Origin of the sequence: Vibrio sp. Vb2131 (genome assembly GCF_033338535.1) — a bacterium.
Taxonomy (GTDB): domain Bacteria; phylum Pseudomonadota; class Gammaproteobacteria; order Enterobacterales; family Vibrionaceae; genus Vibrio; species Vibrio alginolyticus.
Genome location: NZ_JAWOSW010000001.1, coordinates 406,178 through 425,426, shown reverse-complemented (window position 1 = coordinate 425,426; position 19,249 = coordinate 406,178). Strand labels below are relative to the sequence as shown.

17 protein-coding genes are annotated in these 19,249 nt (G+C 45.6%); 10 read left to right on the top strand and 7 right to left on the bottom strand.

Annotation, left to right across the window (positions count from 1 at the left end; translation table 11 throughout):
- Window positions 1-5: 5 nt before the first annotated feature.
- Entirely contained in the window at window positions 6-1,103 is a 1,098-nt protein-coding gene (locus R7E38_RS01855) for a GGDEF domain-containing protein (RefSeq protein ID WP_226084109.1), read from the top strand.
- A gap of 24 nt (window positions 1,104-1,127) precedes the next feature.
- Window positions 1,128-1,517, top strand: a complete 390-nt coding sequence (locus R7E38_RS01850) for a hypothetical protein (protein WP_017633832.1) — start codon at window positions 1,128-1,130, stop codon at window positions 1,515-1,517.
- Between the two features lie 109 nt (window positions 1,518-1,626).
- On the opposite strand, the gene R7E38_RS01845 is transcribed toward R7E38_RS01850, so the two are convergent.
- Window positions 1,627-2,430, bottom strand: a complete 804-nt coding sequence (locus R7E38_RS01845) for a Cof-type HAD-IIB family hydrolase (RefSeq protein ID WP_042522338.1) — start codon at window positions 2,428-2,430, stop codon at window positions 1,627-1,629.
- Window positions 2,431-2,524: 94 nt separating this feature from the next.
- Window positions 2,525-3,412: a LysR family transcriptional regulator gene (locus R7E38_RS01840; protein WP_017633830.1), complete on the bottom strand. Its 888-nt coding sequence runs from the start codon at window positions 3,410-3,412 to the stop codon at window positions 2,525-2,527.
- Between the two features lie 126 nt (window positions 3,413-3,538).
- Between R7E38_RS01840 and R7E38_RS01835 the strand changes: the two genes are divergently transcribed.
- The 3 genes from R7E38_RS01835 (at window position 3,539) to R7E38_RS01825 (ending at window position 6,816) form a co-directional block, all read left to right on the top strand.
- Complete coding sequence (locus tag R7E38_RS01835) at window positions 3,539-4,405, top strand: MBL fold metallo-hydrolase (RefSeq protein ID WP_226084110.1); 867 nt, start codon at window positions 3,539-3,541, stop codon at window positions 4,403-4,405.
- Window positions 4,399-5,019, top strand: coding sequence for a DsbA family protein (locus R7E38_RS01830; protein WP_154204120.1), 621 nt, complete (start codon window positions 4,399-4,401; stop codon window positions 5,017-5,019). The genes R7E38_RS01835 and R7E38_RS01830 overlap by 7 nt, the downstream gene beginning before the upstream one ends.
- 117 nt (window positions 5,020-5,136) lie before the next feature.
- On the top strand, window positions 5,137-6,816 hold the full coding sequence (locus R7E38_RS01825; RefSeq protein WP_226084111.1) for an RluA family pseudouridine synthase: 1,680 nt from the start codon (window positions 5,137-5,139) through the stop codon (window positions 6,814-6,816).
- Between the two features lie 97 nt (window positions 6,817-6,913).
- On the opposite strand, the gene R7E38_RS01820 is transcribed toward R7E38_RS01825, so the two are convergent.
- A complete protein-coding gene (locus R7E38_RS01820; protein ID WP_226084112.1) occupies window positions 6,914-8,254 on the bottom strand; it encodes an MATE family efflux transporter in 1,341 nt (446 codons plus the stop codon).
- A 507-nt stretch (window positions 8,255-8,761) separates the two neighbouring features.
- On the opposite strand from R7E38_RS01820, the gene R7E38_RS01815 reads away from it, so the two are divergent.
- The gene (locus R7E38_RS01815) at window positions 8,762-9,910 is read left to right on the top strand and encodes a GGDEF domain-containing protein (protein WP_226084113.1); all 1,149 of its coding nucleotides are present in this window, start codon (window positions 8,762-8,764) and stop codon (window positions 9,908-9,910) included.
- A 3-nt stretch (window positions 9,911-9,913) separates the two neighbouring features.
- On the opposite strand, the gene R7E38_RS01810 is transcribed toward R7E38_RS01815, so the two are convergent.
- Together R7E38_RS01810 and R7E38_RS01805 are read right to left on the bottom strand one after the other, a co-directional pair.
- Window positions 9,914-10,195 (bottom strand): hypothetical protein, encoded by a 282-nt coding sequence (locus R7E38_RS01810; RefSeq protein WP_154204117.1) that lies wholly within the window; start codon window positions 10,193-10,195, stop codon window positions 9,914-9,916.
- A 132-nt stretch (window positions 10,196-10,327) separates the two neighbouring features.
- Complete coding sequence (locus R7E38_RS01805; protein ID WP_005383244.1) at window positions 10,328-10,612, bottom strand: pyrimidine/purine nucleoside phosphorylase; 285 nt, start codon at window positions 10,610-10,612, stop codon at window positions 10,328-10,330.
- A 328-nt stretch (window positions 10,613-10,940) separates the two neighbouring features.
- Between R7E38_RS01805 and R7E38_RS01800 the strand changes: the two genes are divergently transcribed.
- Window positions 10,941-11,444 carry a DUF2850 domain-containing protein gene (locus R7E38_RS01800; RefSeq protein WP_226084114.1) on the top strand — a complete coding sequence of 168 codons (504 nt, stop codon included), beginning with the start codon at window positions 10,941-10,943 and terminating at the stop codon, window positions 11,442-11,444.
- A gap of 369 nt (window positions 11,445-11,813) precedes the next feature.
- Window positions 11,814-14,360 (top strand): glycosyl hydrolase family 18 protein, encoded by a 2,547-nt coding sequence (locus R7E38_RS01795; RefSeq protein WP_226084115.1) that lies wholly within the window; start codon window positions 11,814-11,816, stop codon window positions 14,358-14,360.
- A 168-nt stretch (window positions 14,361-14,528) separates the two neighbouring features.
- Here R7E38_RS01795 and R7E38_RS01790 read toward each other — a convergent pair whose 3' ends face one another.
- Together R7E38_RS01790 and R7E38_RS01785 are read right to left on the bottom strand one after the other, a co-directional pair.
- Window positions 14,529-15,386 carry an alpha/beta hydrolase gene (locus R7E38_RS01790; protein WP_017633823.1) on the bottom strand — a complete coding sequence of 286 codons (858 nt, stop codon included), beginning with the start codon at window positions 15,384-15,386 and terminating at the stop codon, window positions 14,529-14,531.
- Window positions 15,387-15,514: 128 nt separating this feature from the next.
- On the bottom strand, window positions 15,515-16,105 hold the full coding sequence (locus tag R7E38_RS01785; protein WP_047102492.1) for a TetR/AcrR family transcriptional regulator: 591 nt from the start codon (window positions 16,103-16,105) through the stop codon (window positions 15,515-15,517).
- Window positions 16,106-16,355: 250 nt separating this feature from the next.
- Between R7E38_RS01785 and R7E38_RS01780 the strand changes: the two genes are divergently transcribed.
- Together R7E38_RS01780 and nhaD are read left to right on the top strand one after the other, a co-directional pair.
- Window positions 16,356-17,381 carry an acyltransferase gene (locus tag R7E38_RS01780; RefSeq protein ID WP_115386894.1) on the top strand — a complete coding sequence of 342 codons (1,026 nt, stop codon included), beginning with the start codon at window positions 16,356-16,358 and terminating at the stop codon, window positions 17,379-17,381.
- Window positions 17,382-17,801: 420 nt separating this feature from the next.
- Entirely contained in the window at window positions 17,802-19,232 is a 1,431-nt protein-coding gene (gene nhaD / locus R7E38_RS01775) for a sodium:proton antiporter NhaD (protein WP_017633821.1), read from the top strand.
- The last annotated feature ends 17 nt before the right edge of the window (window positions 19,233-19,249 follow it).

Below are 19,249 nucleotides of genomic sequence, written 5' to 3'. Positions count from 1 at the left end.
TAAGAATGAAGTTATCAGAACCCTATTCTAAGAAACAAAGACTATTGCAATATTCTACCACCAGCAAAATGCTGCTGGTGGTGTTTGCCGTTTCTTTGCTTCTCGCGAATGTCGTGCTTTTACAGCAAACACGTTCACTCTCACAAAATTTTAATAACGAACAAAAACAAGCGACTTGGTTTTTATTCCAACTCTCCAAAGAACTATCAGAACTTGTCGGCGAGGCCAGACGGTTAGATGAAAACGTATTGAATATTGATGGTGCAGAGCTTCAATACGAGTTAGCGTGGAGTCGCTTTGACTTATTGACCAGTAGCACGAAAGCCAATAAGTTCTTTTCTCGGAACAACATGCACCTTTACTTCATTAATCTTTTTGAAGAGTTCAAAGAGCTAGAAAAACAACTAGTAGAAGCTAGAACAGGTGACAGCCAAGCTGCTGCTGCATTTTATCGTTCAACTCAAACACTATATTTAGGCTTAATAGACTTCGTTAATCAAAACTTCCGCCTAAGCAGTAAAGCTTATGAAGCACAAAAAGGTCAAACCCAGCGCTTAATGCAAGCACAATATATGTTGTTTGCGACGTTCGTTTTGTCGATTATCTCTCTAACTTATTTCTTTTATCGTGAATCCCATTTTCATAGAAAATTGGCGCTCAGCGACCCTTTGACGAACCTAGGGAACCGCAATGCACTATTCATAACCCTAAACAAATTTACTCAAGAAAAAAGGCCCTTTTCTCTCTGGATTCTAGATTTAAATGGTTTTAAAGAAGTCAACGACACACACGGACACCAAGTTGGCGACACTGTACTGCGGGAAATCGCTAGGCGGCTTAATTCTATGGCACTCAATGATTTTACTGTTTATCGCATGGGAGGAGATGAGTTCGCGGTTATCCTTGAAGGTGAACATCTCAATGAAGAGAACGTACGTGAGCAGATAAATACCGTCTTTGATGCACAAATATTAAACTCCGATAAAGTCTCAACACTTTCAACAAGCATGGGCTTAGCGCAATACCCTAAAGACAGTGACAATGTTGACTTTCTTATCAGCATAGCGGATAAGCGCATGTACAAAATGAAATTTCAACGTTAAACGGTATATATGATGAGAAAGTTCATGCAAGTACTGCTTCTACTGGCAGTCATTGCGGCAGGTGTGTTGGCTTGGGTATTTATTCCATCGCACGAAACCATCGGGCAAAAAACGCTTGAGCAGGCACTCAACGACGACTACAGCCTCGTTGGACATCGAATCTACTCAACCGATCCGGATGCTGGCAACCGATTCGGCTACTTCGTATTGGCAACGGGCCAGAGCATTGAAGAGCAAGAGCCGTTTTTGGTCACTTCGGATCAGTTTATTCGCATGGAGCAAACGGGTGATAATACCTTGTCTGTGACCATCAATGGCCGTATTTACCATTATCATAACGACTTGTGGGTGCCAAAATCAGACGGGAAATTGCAACACTTTTTAGTCAGCGCAACCGCCAAGTACGTACGCTAAAACGGGAACATTACTACCCCCTCCCACCACACACACAAAAAAAACGAAGCCCCGCATACACTGCGGGGCTTTTTACGTGAAGAAGAAAATAACATCGAATAAATGAGCGTTACTTCGCTAACACTTTCTCTTTAATCACTTTGAGTACCCCAGCCTCTTGGTTGCTTGGCGCAGAATAACGAGCAATTTTCTTAATCTCTTCGTGCGCGTTGGCAACCGCGTACGAATGCTCACTGACTTGCAGCATTTCGAGGTCATTGAGGTAATCACCAAACGTCATGGTTTCTGCCGGAGTAAAATTCATCGTCTCTTGAAGATGCTGAATGGCCGCACCTTTAGAGGCCTCGGCATTCATCACATCCAGCCAGATTTTTGCACTCACCACGACTTTATGCGTTGCGCCAAACTTCGCGTTCATGGTCGGAAACAGGAGCTCTTCCGAACCGTCAAAGTGACAAATTGCTACCTTAATAAACTCGTCTTCGACCTCAAGCAAATCCGGCACATATTCACAGCGGTGGTAGTACTTTTGAAATTCTTCCAGCGATTGCTGATCATGCGTTTCGATGTACGCCGAGCGCTTGCCACACAATACGATGTTCGCCCCGTCAATCTCACGAGCCGCTTTCACAATCTCCAACACTTCCGCTTTAGGAATGGTACAACTGTAGAGCTCTTTGTCTTGGTACATCACCAAGGTGCCGTTTTCAGCCACATACAACAGTCTGTCTTTGATTGGCGCGAACGTGTCTCGTAGGCTGTAATACTGACGACCAGACGCAGCGGAGAACAAAATGCCTTGCTCTTCCAGTTGCAAAAACAGATCGAAAAACTCTGGATCCAAACGACCGTACTGGTCAAGCAATGTGCCATCCATATCGGAAGCAATAAATTTGATGCAAACTTGTGACATTAACGAAAACTCTAAATGATGCTGCGAAAATATATCCATGTAAGGTACAGGATCTTGTATGAATCTCAAGTCGGGATGACGACGCTTTTCGCATTCACCAAGGGTGCTGTTTAAAGTAATCTTCACTGTGATCGATGAAAGCTCTCACCGCAGGAGACAAGTGTTTACGTGATGAATACAGCGCGTAAATGTTGAGATCATTTGGCTTCCAATCCGGCAACACCGACTCAAGCTGACCCGATTTGAGATAGATATTGCTCAAATAAGTTGGCAACATCGAAATACCCATGCCTTGTAAAGCGCCATGCAATAGCGCCGTGGCCTCATTGCTGGTTAGGCGACACTCAATTCCCACCGATTCGAACTGGTCGCCCTGAGACAAATGCCACACGTGACGCTCAAAGTTTTTGTATCCCAAACAGTCGTGTGAAGATAAATCTCGCGGATGCGCGATCGCGTGGTGAGTTTGTAAATATTGCGGTGATGCTACCAACACCGATTCGCACACCGCAATCGGCTTACCAATCAAAGAAGGATCGGGATCTGACGCAATTCGGATCGCCAGATCGATGCGTTGTTCGGTTAGATCACTCACTGAATCTTGCAGATCTATGTCGATATACACTTTGGGGTGCTTTTGCATAAAACTGTTTACTACGGGGATCAACTGTGAGAATCCAAATGAAGTACTAGACGCAAGACGGATTTTTCCGGACAGCTCACCATCAACGGCAATGTTCGACGTTAATGTATCGGCCTGTTTTAACCAGCGCTCAATCTGAGGCAAGCTGCGCTCCCCTGCGGTGGTGAGGGACACCTTGCGCGTGGTGCGGTGTAACAAACGAGTTTGCAGCCAGTTCTCCATCGCCTCTACATAACGAGTTACCATTGGCCGAGACATGTCTAACCGCTCTGCGGTCGCGGTAAAACTGCCAGAATACACCACATCCACAAACACTTTTGCTGCCGTTACTCTGTCCATACATTTGCTCGAAATAAGAAATAGTGATGCACATTATTGTGTATTTTTCCGAGCGTATCAATTTCCTAATATAGCTCCCGTTCCCAAGCCATCGTCGCTTGGCCCCAAATTCTTTAGGAGCTTATTATGAAAAAATTCACTTTGATTGCTGCATCCGTTTTAATGGCAAACCCTGTCCTAGCGGCAAACCACTCTCCCCTTACTCTTGAGGTTTACAACGCCGACGGTAACAGCTTCCACGTAAACTCAACCTTGGTATACGGTGAGACTGACGCCATGGTTATCGACACTGGATTCACCAAAGCTGACGCGATGCGCATTGCCGCTAAAGTTCTGGACTCAGGCAAAACACTTAAAACCATTTTTATCAGTCAAGCGGACCCAGATTACTACTTTGGCGCAGAGGCCTTACACCAACAGTTCCCTGATGCACAGATCATCACAACGCCTGCGGTTCAAAAAATTATTAAAGAGAAATTGGCTGGAAAGCTGGCGTACTGGGGACCAAAGCTTGGCGCAAACGCACCGGTAAAACCAGTGATCCCTGTCGCGTACGATAAAGCATCATTGGAGCTAGAAGGTCATAAGATTGAAATTCGTGGTAACCATGGCACATCAGCACACCGCCCTTACCTATGGATTCCAGATAACAAAGCGATTCTAGGTAACGTAGCCGTGTACTCAAACGTACATTTGTGGATGGCAGATGCCGCTGACCAAACCGCCATCAATGCTTGGGAGCAGCAACTTAGCGAGATGCTTGCGCTTAAACCTCAAGTAGTCATTCCTGGTCACATGAAAGCAGGCACAAAGCTGAACGCAGACACCATTCGCTACTCGCAACAATACTTGCAGGATTTTCAGCAAGCGAAAAAACACAGCAATAACAGCGCTCAACTCATTGACACCATGTCAGCGAAATACCCAGAAGCTCAATTGCCAATCGCGCTAAAAATCGGTGCAAAAGTGCATACTGGTGAAATGTCATGGTAACCGTGCATTACTTCTTCGATCCCATGTGTGGTTGGTGCTACGGGGCATCACCACTCATCGAAGCCTTGATGGACACCTCTCAATTTAAGGTAGAGCTTCATCCCGGCGGTATGATTGAGAAACGCGCGATTGAATCTGAATTTCGTCAGCACATCATCAACAGTGACGCTCGTATCTCAACCGAAACCGGAGCAACGTTTGGTGAAGCATATCTGCAACGCGTGAAAAGCGAAGATGCGTTTGTTCTTGATTCTTATCTACCCACACAAGCGATCTTGAGTGCGGAGAAAATGGGGCTGAATCCATGGCACATGCTAAAGGCCATCCAATCTGCGCATTATCAGCTCGGGTTAAAAGTGAATGAAGCATCGACGCTCAAAGCCATTGCAGAATCGCTAGGTTTAGCAAGTGATGCGTGGGAGCAAAACATGACGTTAAGCGAAGCCGAACTAGGTGAGAGAATTCGCACTAGCCGACAATTGATGCGCCAGTTGCACGTTGGTGGTTATCCAACCCTGATTGCAGAAGTAACTGGCGAGTACTTGACCTTGCCGCACTCGGCCTACTACGACAAACCGGCACAGTGGAAGCTTGCATTACAAAAACTGCAATAAGCTCTTCCCCACTCGCTCTTGTTCTTAATCCAAGAGCGAGTGCCAACACCGACATGGCAATCCTGACTCAAACAGGTACAATCCTCGCTCGATTTTTTACTCGCGCGGATACCCACCATGCACTCGCCTGAACATTGTTTTACTCGTTTTACTGCTGATACTTCTGACTATGAATTACCAACGCAGTTTACGTTTCCGTTCTACTACACGCCGCATCCTCTTTGCGTTATGGCCGCAAAGCAATTGCAACAGCATTTATTAGCACAAACCGACTTCGAACACGATTTTGGTTTGGTTAATGAAGAAACGGGGCGAGGCAAAATGTTTGGCGTATTACTAGTAGAAAGCTCTCAAGGCGATCTCGGCTTTTTAAGTGCGTTTTCTGGCAAAATTGCTGACCAAAACTTGATTCCAGGATTTGTCCCTCCTGTGTACGACATGCTGACCGATGAAGGCTTCTTCCGCGCAGAAACGGATGCCATCAACGCCGCCAATGCGGAGTACAAAACCTGTGCCGCGAATCCGGAATTAGCGGATATTAAAGCGCAAATCCAAGCCGACCGAGCCGCTTATCAGCAAGAGGAGCAAACACAGCGCCAAGTGATGATTGATGGCCGAGCAGCACGCAAGCGACAGCGCCAACAGGGCGAGCAAACGCTCAATGCCGATGATCTCAAAATCTTGTTGGATGAGTTGGGTAAGCAAAGTGTCGCCGAGAAAAACGTTCTCAAATACTTAAAGCAAGCGTGGGATGAAAAGCTTGCAATCAAAGAAGCGCGCTTGGCCGAGTTAGAGCAGCAACTTGCTCATCTGAAAGAGCAGCGCAAAACACTCTCGAATGCTTTACAGCACAAACTGCATAAACAGTACCGCTTTCTAAACAGCCATGGCGAAACACGCGACTTGGTGGACATTTTTGCGGACACCACAAACCCAGTACCACCCGCAGGTGCAGGGGAATGTGCTGCGCCAAAACTGCTTCAATACGCGTTTAAATACGGATTCAAACCGCTGGCGTTGGCAGAATTTTGGTGGGGTGTGTCGCCAAAGTCTGAAGTTCGCCAACACAAAAAGTTCTACCCATCGTGTAATAGCAAATGTCAGCCGATTTTGGGCCATATGATGCAAGGACTGGATGTCGAACCTAACCCATTGGCGGAGAATTGGGCAGAAGACAAAGAGCTAGAGATAATCTACCAAGACGACGCTATGGTCGTCGTCAACAAGCCCTCGGGCTTACTTTCAGTGCCAGGTAAAACTATCAAGGACTCTGCTTATACACGCCTACAAGCGATGTTCCCTGATGTGGAAGGGCCGTTTGTGATTCATCGCCTCGACATGGCGACCTCTGGCATTTTGGTGTTTGCCTTAACTAAACGCGCGAACAAAAGCCTGCAAAAACAGTTTCTGGCTCGCGGCGTACAAAAACGTTATATGGCACTGCTCGAAGGCGTATTAAACGAGCCTGAAGGGGAAATTTCACTGCCAATGCGTGGTGACCCAGACGACCGCCCACGTCAACTGGTGTGTTTTGAACACGGGAAACATGCAGAAACCTACTGGCAACTGATTGAAGTCAAAGATGGACGCAGCAAGGTATACATGTATCCGAAAACCGGGCGAACTCACCAACTACGTGTACACAGTGCTCATCACATGGGGTTAAACATGCCGATGGTTGGTGATGGTTTATACGGCGAAAAATCGAATCGCTTACACCTGCATGCTGAGATGCTAGAGCTGGATCATCCATACAGCAAAGAGCGTATGGTGTTCCAAGCTGAGTGCGAATTCTAACGTCTTCCCGATTTTAAGTAACAAAAAGGCACTGACTATCAGTGCCTTTTTTGTTTTCTAACAACAGAATAAGCGTGATGCGCAATACCGAAAACCGTTAGCTCACCTTAAACTTGGTCCACACCTGAGAGCGCCAACGTCTTGCCATGATGATACCACGTACCCATTCATCGAGTGCGATTGCCATCCAAGCCCCTAAAACGCCATAACCCAAGTGGATGCCAAAGATGTAAGAGAAAAGCACGCCTAATCCCCACATACTCAAAATCCCCATTTGCACTGGGAACTTGATGTCACCCGCGCCTTTGAGCCCCGCGATAAAAATCAGGTTAAACACACGTCCAGCTTCGAGCAAAATTGAGCCCATGACTAACGAACTTGCCAATGCGAGTATTTCCGGTTGATCGGTAAATACGCGTAGAATCTCTTCTCTAAACAGGTAAATCAGTGTGGTTGCCGCCGTTGATGCCACAAATCCCACTAAGAAGTAGATTTGTACGCGTTTTAAAATGCTACTCACCCAACCTTTACCGATGTAGTAACCGGTCTGAATTTGCGCAGCCTGACCAATTGCCAGCGCGAAAGCAAACGAGAAACGGGCAATGTTTTGCGCATAAGTGAAAGCCGCCAACGATGCCGTCCCCATTTGCACCACAAAGTATACAATGCAGATTTGCGCCACGTTGTAAGACAGCACCTCACCCGCGTTCATGCCGCCGATTTTTAAGATCTTTTTGTAAATCTCTGCGGGCACTTGTTTCATGGTCGACATCGGTAGTTCAATGCTGCTGCGAGCGAGAATAAACCATAACATTAACGTACCGATGACTTGGCTGACGACGGTTGCTATTGCTACACCTTGCACACCATACACAGGTAAACCGAATGGCTGGTAAAGCGCAATATAGTTACCAATGATGTTGAACACACCCGAGATCAAGTTCACCACCATTGGGGAGCGTGAATAGCCATGGCTACGCAGAATGGTCGTAAAGACTATACCTATCGTAACGTTGAACGTCATCGCACCACTTATCAGCAGATATTCATGAGCGTACTGCTCAACTTGCGCTTCCAAGCCGTAATACGGGAGTAGATATATCGCACCAAGCACGGCAATCACACTCAATAGCACACCGACGAGCACAGACAACGCAATACTCGCAACACCAACGCTCACTGACTCTTGCTCGCGTCCAGCGCCATTGTATTGGGCAATCAAAATCCCCGTACCGCTACTGACAAAGGTCGAAACGATGATTAAAAAGAAGGTAATCTGCGTGATCACACCAACAGCGGATACGGCTTTGTCTGAGTAGCCACTCAGCATGAACACGTCACTGGTTCCTAAAGCCGTCCGTAGCAAAATTTCGACAAGAATTGGCCAAGCTAATGCCACGATGGACATTCGTTGGTTGATGTTTTGGCTTTTAGGCATGCTTGTAACCTTTCCTACAACTAAAAACTGCCTCACAATATTTGTGAAGCAGTTTAAAAATAGTGACTCGAACGAAGCTCGATATGAGGTTGTGATTTAGCGCGGATTCTAGTCGCATATTGGTCATAACGACAACAATATTTCGCCCTGTTTCGGAAAAATATTTCTAATGCATTTTCGAAACGACATATGCCTTGACGATACGTAGAGCAGAGATTGGTGAACAATACTCTCAATCAACGAGCACCGAACAGAATCAGGATAATCAATAGAAATATGTCTAACTAAATGCATTACTTAGAATTATCAGTCCAACCATATAGAGCCATGAAGAACCGTCATGAAAACCTGCATGCGCCACCATTCCTCTTTGAACACTCGCACCAAATCACACTGATGGCTTTGCACTAAAAATGACTGATATCACATTTGGAAACTTTGTTGTTCTATTTATCGCGAAAATACCGCCTAGAATAAGCGTACACGTTAATTAAGCAAGGATACGTAATGTCGACATTGGCTGGGGCGCGCTTAGAAGAAATGGCGGACATCCGCTCAACAAGAAAAAAGAAAATTGTCTTTTTATGCTCCAGTATCGCCGCTGCCTGTTTAACTTATGGTTCCATTGCTCAATCACTTGAGAATAACTGGGGTTTAAGCTTTTTCCATGCTTTGTGTGCCTTGGCATGCTTAGCAATCAGTTATGTAATAAAAGTCCAGCGGCACCATCAATACGCCGACTTATGGCTAAGTGCTGTCTTAATGTTCGAAGGGTTATTGTTACTTCTGTATAACGACGCTCCGTCAGGCAAAATGTTATGGCTATATCCTATTGTCGCCACTCTGGTATTAATGAATGAGTTTAAGGTCGGTCTGTTGTTCAGTGGCACCTACATTTTACTGATCTTTTTTGGGGTCGCTTTTTTAGATCGACTGCCAGCAGCCACAGAAATCATAGAGCGGAGATTGATGCTGACCCTGATAGCGACCGCGTTTGTGTGTCACACGTTCTCGTATTACTACACGAAAGTCCTCAATTACATTCAAACACTGTATCGCGAGGGGATTGAGGAGTTAGCATATTTTGACCAGCTCACTGGGCTTGCCAATCGCTGGAGCTTTGAGACTTGGGCGCGCGCAAAGCTCGATGAAATCAAGCACTCATCTGATGACAGCATCACCGCCTTGGTTTTTCTCGATATCGATAACTTCAAGCACATCAACGACACCTACGGGCACGATATTGGTGACCAAGTACTTCAAGCCTTCGCCACTCGATTAAAAAATAACATTCGCAACAAAGACAGAAAAACAGATAAACACGACTACTCCATCGCTCGATTTGCGGGCGACGAGTTTGTAATCATGCTTTACGATGTAAAAAGTAAAGATGACCTCGACAGCATCCTAAAACGGATCGTAAATCTGTTTCCGACAGGTTACCGAAGCTACGATATGATTAACGAGTTAACGATGAGTGTAGGTGCTGCTATCTATAAGCAAGATGCAAAGGATTTGTCTGAATTGACTCGATGTGCAGATAAAGCAATGTACGCAGCTAAACATACTGGTAAAAACCAGTACGCCTTTTATGAGCACTGCAATACGGAAGAACAGTCAACATCTGATGCACCAGCGGTACCAGAAGCTTGCTAATGACTAAGCGAACACATGCATCACCCAAAGCCCCACAACGAGGAATACGATTAACCACACTACTTGCAACGTTCTGTTCGGCTTGTCTTGCTGACGAGTGGGTTGATCTTTAAACGCACGGCCCTTCATTTTGCCCATTAAGCTCTTCCCTAGAGCACGTCGATAAAATTCACGTCTCTTATGAGCGGCGTTGGCAACTTCGGTAAAGCGCTGTCTTTGCTCATTGGTGAGATCTTTATCCTCGTAACGAGGAGGGAGATCAGAATGCTTGCGTTGTACTGCCATCACTTCCTCCCTGGTCGATGGGTACATTTTTATTAAGTATATACCCAAATAACCAAAAAGATGCGTTATAAGTGAAGCACATAGACGAAAAAACCACCCGAAGGTGGTTTTATGACGAGCAACAAATGAACGCTAGAAGTACTCACATAAATACGCAGTCGCTTCTTTCACTTGAAGCTCAAATGAAGAATTACCTTCCACTTCAAAAAACTCACCACTTTGATAAGTCGTCCAATCGCTCTCGCCAACACGCTTGACCACAAGCGCACCTTTTACAACCGTCATACGCTCTGGTGCTTGAGTACCAAACGTGTACTCACCAGGAAGCATCACACCAACGCTAACATCCTGATCTTTCTGGTTAAAGCCTAGTGATTTTACACTACCAGCAAAATAGCTATTTTCCTTAATATTCATTATTGGTTTCCTTATCAAAAGTCCGCTCTTTTTTACCTTGTTTCTTTCCGTTACTCAAGCTTTGAAAGCCATTAAACTCAACGTAATAACGCACATCCTTTGCTACTGAGCGAGAACCTTTTTTCGCGAGGATTAATCAGGCGACCTAAACCGAGCAAGAAAACCTGCGAAGTAATGAATGTGAGCAAACAACAAAACCATCAATAAGATGTGTATCTGAATGTAAAAGTGGACATTAGATCATAGTTTCGTCGTCTCAATGGCGGGATTGTTTGTTTTTAAAAAGGAAGGTTTCCACCATGTTAAAAAAGTGGAGAAAATTAGATCTATGACGGACTCGACTCGCCGAAGGCGAAAAGCACGACAAGAACCAAAACTTTCATTTTTGGCTCGCCACCAATCCAAAATCCTCACGAGTACATTTGTCTGCTTCGGGATGGGTCTGTTGACGTTTTTTGGCTATCAAATCCACCTCTCCTATCAAGACCACATTGATCCGGAAAAGGTGTACGGCGAATGGATTGAGATTGGCGCGCCACCCTACCAAACAGAACGTCTCGTTTTCACTGAAGATGGGGTATACCGAAACCATCGACTTATTACGACGGAATTTGAATTCGATGGCAAGGTCATCACGTTGAATACCGGATTAGGAAAGACAGCGTATCAGATCTCGGGCTCTCATCTTTCACCTCAAATACGCCGTATTGAGCCTCTTATTCCAGATCAGCGATTCATTCGTAAAGGATTTGAGCATACCGTTCAGGGCTCAGAAACCGGTGCAGCCTCTAAACGTCGCGCCGCGTTGAGTGAACACTTCAGCCGTGACTAATACGTCTTCACGGCTATTTTTCCTTTCAATTCTCTTTCTATATCAATGAAACAAAACCTTAATAAACAACAAAATAAGGCCTTCATCGCATTTAACTAACTCGTTACTGAGTAAACAATAATTTTAGTTTCTGCTGAGATTTTATAAATTATTGACTCAGTCTGACACTTTCTGTGTAACAGAGTGCGAGTTTTAGTTAAGTTCTCTCAAGTGCCTCGAAAACCGTCTTAATTTTTTTTGACGAAAAAAAACTCTCTGAAATGCTGAGTGTGATGCTTTTGCACGTGGAGTAAATCCAATCATCTTATCTGGTGCAAGAGCAGCCTATGTTCTAGGTAGAACATGAATCCAAGGATTGAGAGAGAAGTTATGATTCGATTTAACCTATGTGCAGCTGGAGTTTCTTTAGCGCTATCAGGCGCTGCAGTTGCGGCTCCAACCGCACCAAGTATCGATATGTACGGTTCCAACAACCTTCAGTTTTCTAAAATTGAACTCGCGATGGAAACCACGTCAGGCTACTACGACATGGTGAAATACCATGAGCAAGCGAAGATTACTGTTAAATTTAACCAGTGGAGTGGCACACCTGGTGACACTTACAACGTCTATTTTGATGGTGTAAAAGTAGCAAGCGGCCCTATCACTGGTAGCCAAACGACAGCTTCGTTTGAATACGGCCAAGGTGGCTTATACCAAATGGAAATCGAAGCATGTGATGCGACAGGTTGTGCGAAAAGCGCACCAGCTGAAATCACAATTGCAGATACCGATGGTTCTCACCTGAAGCCACTAACGATGAATGTTGATCCAAACAACAAAACCTACAATACCGATCCAAGCGTCGTGATGGGTACGTATTTTGTTGAATGGGGCATCTATGGCCGTGACTACACAGTCGATAATATGCCGGTCGACAACTTGACTCACATCCTTTACGGTTTTATCCCAATTTGTGGCCCAAATGAGTCTGTGAAGTCTGTTGGCGGCAACAGTTTCAACGCGCTACAAACTGCTTGTACAGGTGTGCCTGATTATGAAGTCGTTATCCATGACCCTTGGGCTGCTTATCAGAAGAGCTTCCCACAAGCTGGTCATGAATACAGCACGCCTATCAAGGGTAACTACGCAATGCTAATGGCATTGAAACAACGTAACCCTGATCTAAAAATCATCCCATCGATCGGTGGTTGGACACTGTCTGACCCATTCTTCGATTTCGTGGACAAGAAAAACCGAGACACATTCGTCGCATCAGTTAAGAAGTTCCTGAAAACTTGGAAATTCTACGATGGTGTTGATATCGACTGGGAATTCCCTGGCGGCGGCGGTGCAGCAGCCGATAAGGGCGACCCTGTAAACGATGGCCCAGCATACATCGCACTGATGCGTGAACTGCGCGTAATGCTTGATGAATTAGAAGCTGAGACAGGCCGTACTTACGAGCTAACGTCCGCTATCGGTGTCGGTTACGACAAGATTGAAGACGTAGACTACGCAGATGCGGTTCAGTACATGGATTACATCTTCGCAATGACTTACGACTTCTACGGCGGCTGGAACAACGTTCCTGGTCACCAGACTGCGCTTTACTGTGGTTCATTCATGCGTCCTGGTCAGTGTGACGGTAGTGGCGTTGATGAGAACGGCGAACCGTACAAAGGTCCTGCTTACACAGCAGATAACGGCATCCAACTTCTTCTTGCTCAAGGCGTTCCTGCGAACAAGCTAGTACTTGGTACAGCAATGTACGGTCGTGGCTGGGAAGGCGTAACTCCAGATACGCTAACCGATCCAAACGACCCAATGACAGGTACTGCTACAGGTAAACTGAAGGGCAGCACAGCGCAAGGTGTTTGGGAAGATGGCGTAATTGACTACAAAGGCATTAAGTCATTCATGCTAGGTGCAAACAACACTGGTATTAACGGCTTCGAGTACGGCTACGATGCACAAGCAGAAGCACCATGGGTATGGAACCGTACTACGGGCGAGTTGATCACATTTGATGACCACCGTTCAGTGCTAGCAAAAGGTAGCTACGCGAAGTCTCTTGGTCTTGCTGGTCTATTCTCTTGGGAAATTGACGCGGATAACGGTGACATTCTAAACGCGATGCACGAAGGTATGGCTGGTGGTGTGGTTCCTCAACCAAACCGTAAGCCAACCGCAGCCGCTGGCGCAGATCAATCGGTAACAGGTCCTGCAAATGTGGTTCTAGATGGCAGCCTGTCAAAAGACTCTGACGGCACCATCGCAAGCTACGCTTGGGAACAAGTATCTGGCACAGCAGTGGCACTAACAGGTGCAAACTCAGCGAAAGCAAGCTTTGATGCAGCAGAAGTTACTGTTGAAGAGCAATTAACTTTCAAGCTGACGGTGTCTGATAACGAAGGTGCAACGGCATCTGACCTCGTTGTAGTAACAGTGAAACCAGCAGGTGTTGTTGACCCAGTGAACAGCGCACCAATAGCGCAAGTTGTTGCTCCAGCAACAGCAAACGCTGGTGACGTTGTGGTTGTAGATGCATCTGCGTCTAGCGATGCAGACAACGATACCCTGACATTCAACTGGACTCTACCTCAAGGTCTGAATGCAACGGTTGAAGGCTCCAAAGTCACGTTCACTGCTGCGGAATACCCGCAAGACACAAGCTTAAGCTTCACTGTAAGTGTGAGCGACGGTAAAGCGTCTTCATCGGCAAGCGCGACAGTGGTTGTTGCACAGCACACAACCGATCCGAACCCTGGTACTTGTGACAACGCATGGGATGCGAGCGCAGTGTACACAGGTGGTAACCAAGTGACTCACGCAGGTAAAACGTGGGAAGCGAAATGGTGGACTCAGGGTGACGATCCTAGCCAATCTGGCGAATGGGGCGTTTGGAAAGAAGTTGGCGTAGCTAACTGTAACTAATTTCAGCCTTGCAGACTTTCTGCTAAATAAACAAAGGACAGCTTCGGCTGTCCTTTTTGGATTTAACCTCTTAACGAGGAGAGCAACACCAGAGACGAAAAAATCTGAGGTGTTACTTTCAAATCGAATTAGCGCAAAACGGAGCGAGTCAATCAGTAAAAGTAAGGGTTACCAAGCACTATCGAGCAAACGGTCAAAACTACTGAAGACTTGCTCACACTTCATCACTCGACCATGCCCCTGACCTTGTGTTGTCACTAACTCAACGTTTTTAATCTCTTCAGCCGCTTTTGCCGAGACACTGTATTTGGTGAACTTGTCTTGCTCATCATGAATAATAATGGTGTGAGACGGACGCTCAGACAAACGCTTCATCGGATCAATGGACTGTAACGGATAACCAAATTGGTCTTCAACTTCTGAAACCACAGCATTAAAAAGCTTCATCGAGTAACCGGAACGCGCAATGCTACCGAATAAGTTCTCTACGTAATTTAATACCGGAGCAATAAGCAGCAAAGGCTTGTTTTCTAATTTACTGTGCCTACACTCAAGAGCAGAAGCGGTGCCCATGCTGTGCCCAACTAGGCCAACAATATCCTCGACCGTATCCAACACATCTTCTAATCCTCTGACAAACCCCGGAATGTGCCCATACTGCCCCTCACTCTCACCATGTGCCGGATGATCGTACGCCAAAGCAGTAAACCCTTTCGACGCAATATGTTCCATCAGTGGATAAAACTGACTTGCCGTTCCAGACCAACCATGAGTTAGCACCCAAATAGGTCCAGAGCCCAAAGTATAGGTTTTGATGATGCCTGCATGCCCTTTAATTTCACCTTTGATAAGCCCTTGAGGCTCAATATTTTTAGGTTGCGTACGAGCAGGTGTCAGAAGAAGCTTGCGCGCGGTCTTCTTTGCATGTGACGGGGCCAGTGTATGGTGTAACCGAGTACTAATGTTCACCAAACTGCGCTTAATACTGAAACGTTGCGATGTATTAAAGTAAATTTTTTCACTCATAATCATGTCCTTAACTATCAGCTTTGCACAAAATAGAACGGTCGTGCTTTTTACGCTGATAAGAAAGAGCGAACTCAGCCGCTCTTTGTGATTTTATGTCTACGAATCTGGGAAGCGAATAACCGATATTAGCCTTTCCAGCGAGAAAATAAGTTGTCGATCCCTTGCCAAAACAGACGCAAGCTTTCTTGCTCACCTTTAATTGAGTAAAAAACATGCGCACTCAAATAGAGACCGTACAAATCAAACGTTGCTTGGCGTGTATCTAAGTCTGCTGCAAATTCTTGCTTCTCTTTGCCTTTCGTTATTTGGATCTCCAAATAGCTCAGCCAAGTGTCTATGGATTTACGCAGTCCGGCCTGAAGCGGGCAATCTTTATCTGCCGTATCATTCCAAGCGTCAAGAAACATACAACTTCCTTGGAATGCGTGATTCCAAGTCATCCAAGAGTCGAGCAACCCTCTAATTTTACGCTCGATATTGCCATCCCCGAGTTCTCGAGCAGGCTCAATAACCCGATCAGCGAACACTTTATTGGCGTGATCAAGCACCGATAGCTGTAAATTCAACTTCGAATTAAAGTGGGCAAACAGACCACTTTTCGACATACCGCATTGCTTGGCTAACTCTCCAATCGTAAGACTTTCTAATCCGTCTTCGCTGGCGATCTCAAAAGCCCGCTGCAGAATAAACTCTTTTGTCACTTTTCCTTTTTGCATAGTCTTATTTTTAGCACGATCGTTCTTTTTTGCAATCTCGAGTTAACTGGTCTAACCATTATTCAGTGCTATTTTCGACTCACGAATCAGGTATTGATTGCGTTAATAGGTTAATAATTAAGAAGTTTGAAGTAAGTCTTAATTTTCAAAACAGCTTCAATGTAAGCGCAAGTCTGTTGACTTTTTCACGTATTACTTCAGTAACAACCTGCTATTTTCACCTAAGTTTTTTATTTAGGTAAACAATGTAATGGCAAAGAAACAAAAAATAGCCAGCTTAGAGTTTGCACGTATCATTGCGATGCTTGCGATTGTGGGTTTGCATTGCCAGATGGCACTGACGTACTGGCAGTGGAATGGGATACCATGGGTTGGCTATATGCTCAACCAACTGGCTCGTTTTGCTGTTCCGCTGTTCTTTCTCATCTCGGGTTATCTAATCCAGCCGAAGTTGAGTCACTCACCTATCGATACTCTTAAGAACTACCCCAAACCGTTAATGAAGGTTTGGCTCATTTGGAGCATGATCAGTTTACTGATGCCATTCCAATGGCAGACGGTCGCTGAGGCAGGGTATCTCGCCGAAAGGCAAGGTTATTGGGGGTACTTAATGTCAACCCCGATCAATTCACTCATCGAAGGCGGACTCGTTCATCTGTGGTTTATTCCGGCTCTGGTCATTGCCGTAGCGTTAATTGCCTTTCTCGTGCATATCAATATGGTGCAACTGATACTGCCAACTGCAGTATTGCTATACATATACGGGGTCTTTGCTGGCAGTTACGCGACCATTACCGACCTGCCAGCGCCTTTCTTTACTCGTAACGGGCCTTTTTTCAGCACGTTGCTAGTTGCTCTAGGTTATTTCGCACGAGAAGCGCAGTGGCGGTGGTCGAGAAACAATACGGTTCGATGCATTATTCTTGGCATGGCACTGCATTTTGGTGAAGCTTACTGGCTGATGCAACATGACATCGCTTTCAACTCGCACGACTTCCTATTCGGTACTGTTATCTGGGCTGTAGGTGTCTTTATGTGGCTTTTGGCTCACCCTCATTTTGGCGACATGCCTTGGGTCTTCAAACTATCTCCTAGCGTGTTAGGGATATATGTTAGCCATCTGCTTATCATAATTGTCATGATGAATGTCGCTGGATTTATCGGGCTGCAACACCTCGCGAAAGATGTGTTTATTTATCCTGCAACGATTGTTGCAACCATACTGCTTGTGAAAGCAATTGACACTTCACCGTTGAAAAAATGGCTCTTACGCTAAATGCATTCAGCTCTAGATATAGCTAGCTTTAACTCAAAAGGGTTAGAGCTAGCCAGTTAAAAATGAGATTTCTCTCTCACTGACCAATTTTTGACTTTCTAATCCTTCAGAATTTGCTTTCACTCACAAAAAACATTGTTCATTTCCTTTAAATTGGCTCGACTATTACAACATTGCTCATTAAACGGAGGCTGTATGTGGGCAGGTCAAGGACTCGTTCCTTTTTTAGAGATTAGTCACTGGTTAACTTACGGTTTATATGCAGCTGCGGTTTTATTCGGCGCAGCAAGCATTGCGTCACTCAGAAAATAGTGGCGCACACTATCATTTCCTAACTCCTACTGTTAATTCGAGCTCTCTCACAACTAACTCATTCATTTGTGGCTAATATTTCTCCAACCAGACAAAGGAGAAATGTCTATGCCAATCTATCCAATTGTGGCTTTCTGCTGTTTGTTGTTCTCTAGCGCCACCTTTGCTGCATCAACCAATGAACTGAATCTTGTTAATTCTGGTGTCGGTTACGCGGCTCTGATTATCTTTTCGATCGCTTACATACTGGTTATGTTGGAAGAGTATCTGAAAATGAGAAAATCCAAGCCAGTGCTGCTCGCTGCAGGGTTAATTTGGATTCTGATTGGCTACACCTTTGCTCAGCACAACCAGCCTGAAATCGCCAAATCCGCACTAGAACACAACTTGTTGGAATATGCCGAGTTGCTGCTGTTTTTGCTCGTGGCGATGACTTACATCAACGCAATGGAAGAACGCAAACTCTTCGATGCCTTACAGGCGTGGATGGTTGGTAAAGGTTTTGGATTCAAAAAGTTGTTCTGGCTGACGGGGTTTCTCGCTTTTGTCATTTCACCGATTGCCGATAACTTAACTACGGCCCTTTTGATGTGCGCTGTAGTGATGAAAGTCTCTGGTGATAATCCTAAGTTCGTCAATCTTGCTTGTATCAACATTGTTATCGCAGCCAACGCTGGCGGTGCATTCAGCCCATTTGGGGATATTACAACCCTGATGGTGTGGCAAGCCGGTCATGTCAGCTTTGCTGAGTTCATTCCGTTGTTTGTACCGTCATTGGTGAACTACTTGGTTCCCGCGTTTTTGATGTCACTGTTTGTTCCAAACACAAAACCGAATACGATTCACCAACACGTTGAGCTAAAACGCGGGGCAAGGCGTATTGTCGCATTATTCATTCTGACTATTGCCACTGCGGTCTCTTTCCACGCCTTGCTGCACTTCCCACCCGTTATGGGCATGATGATGGGCTTGGCGTACTTACAGTTTTTCGGATATTTTTTGCGTCAAACTCTTAAACACTCACTCGCAAAAAAAGCAGCTATGGCAATTGCCAATGGCGATGATCAGGCATTGAAGCGCTTAGGCTCAGTGGTTCCGTTTGATGTGTTTCATCGTGTGTCTCGAGCCGAATGGGACACCTTGTTGTTCTTCTACGGTGTTGTGATGTGTGTTGGCGGTTTAAGTTTACTTGGCTACCTCGAACTGGTTTCAAACGTCATGTACACGCAATGGAACCCAGTCTGGGCAAACGTAATGGTTGGTGTCCTATCTGCAATCGTCGATAACATTCCGGTTATGTTTGCTGTACTGACCATGGAACCAAGCATGTCGATGGGCAACTGGCTACTGGTCACATTAACCGCAGGTGTCGGGGGCAGTTTGCTTTCCATCGGATCCGCGGCAGGCGTCGCTTTAATGGGAGCCGCGCGTGGACAATACACCTTCTTTGGCCACCTAAAGTGGGCTCCCGTCATCGCCTTGGGTTATGCCGCCAGTATTGCGGTACACTTGTGGATGAATAGCGGCTTATTTACTTAAAAGCACCGATAATCAGG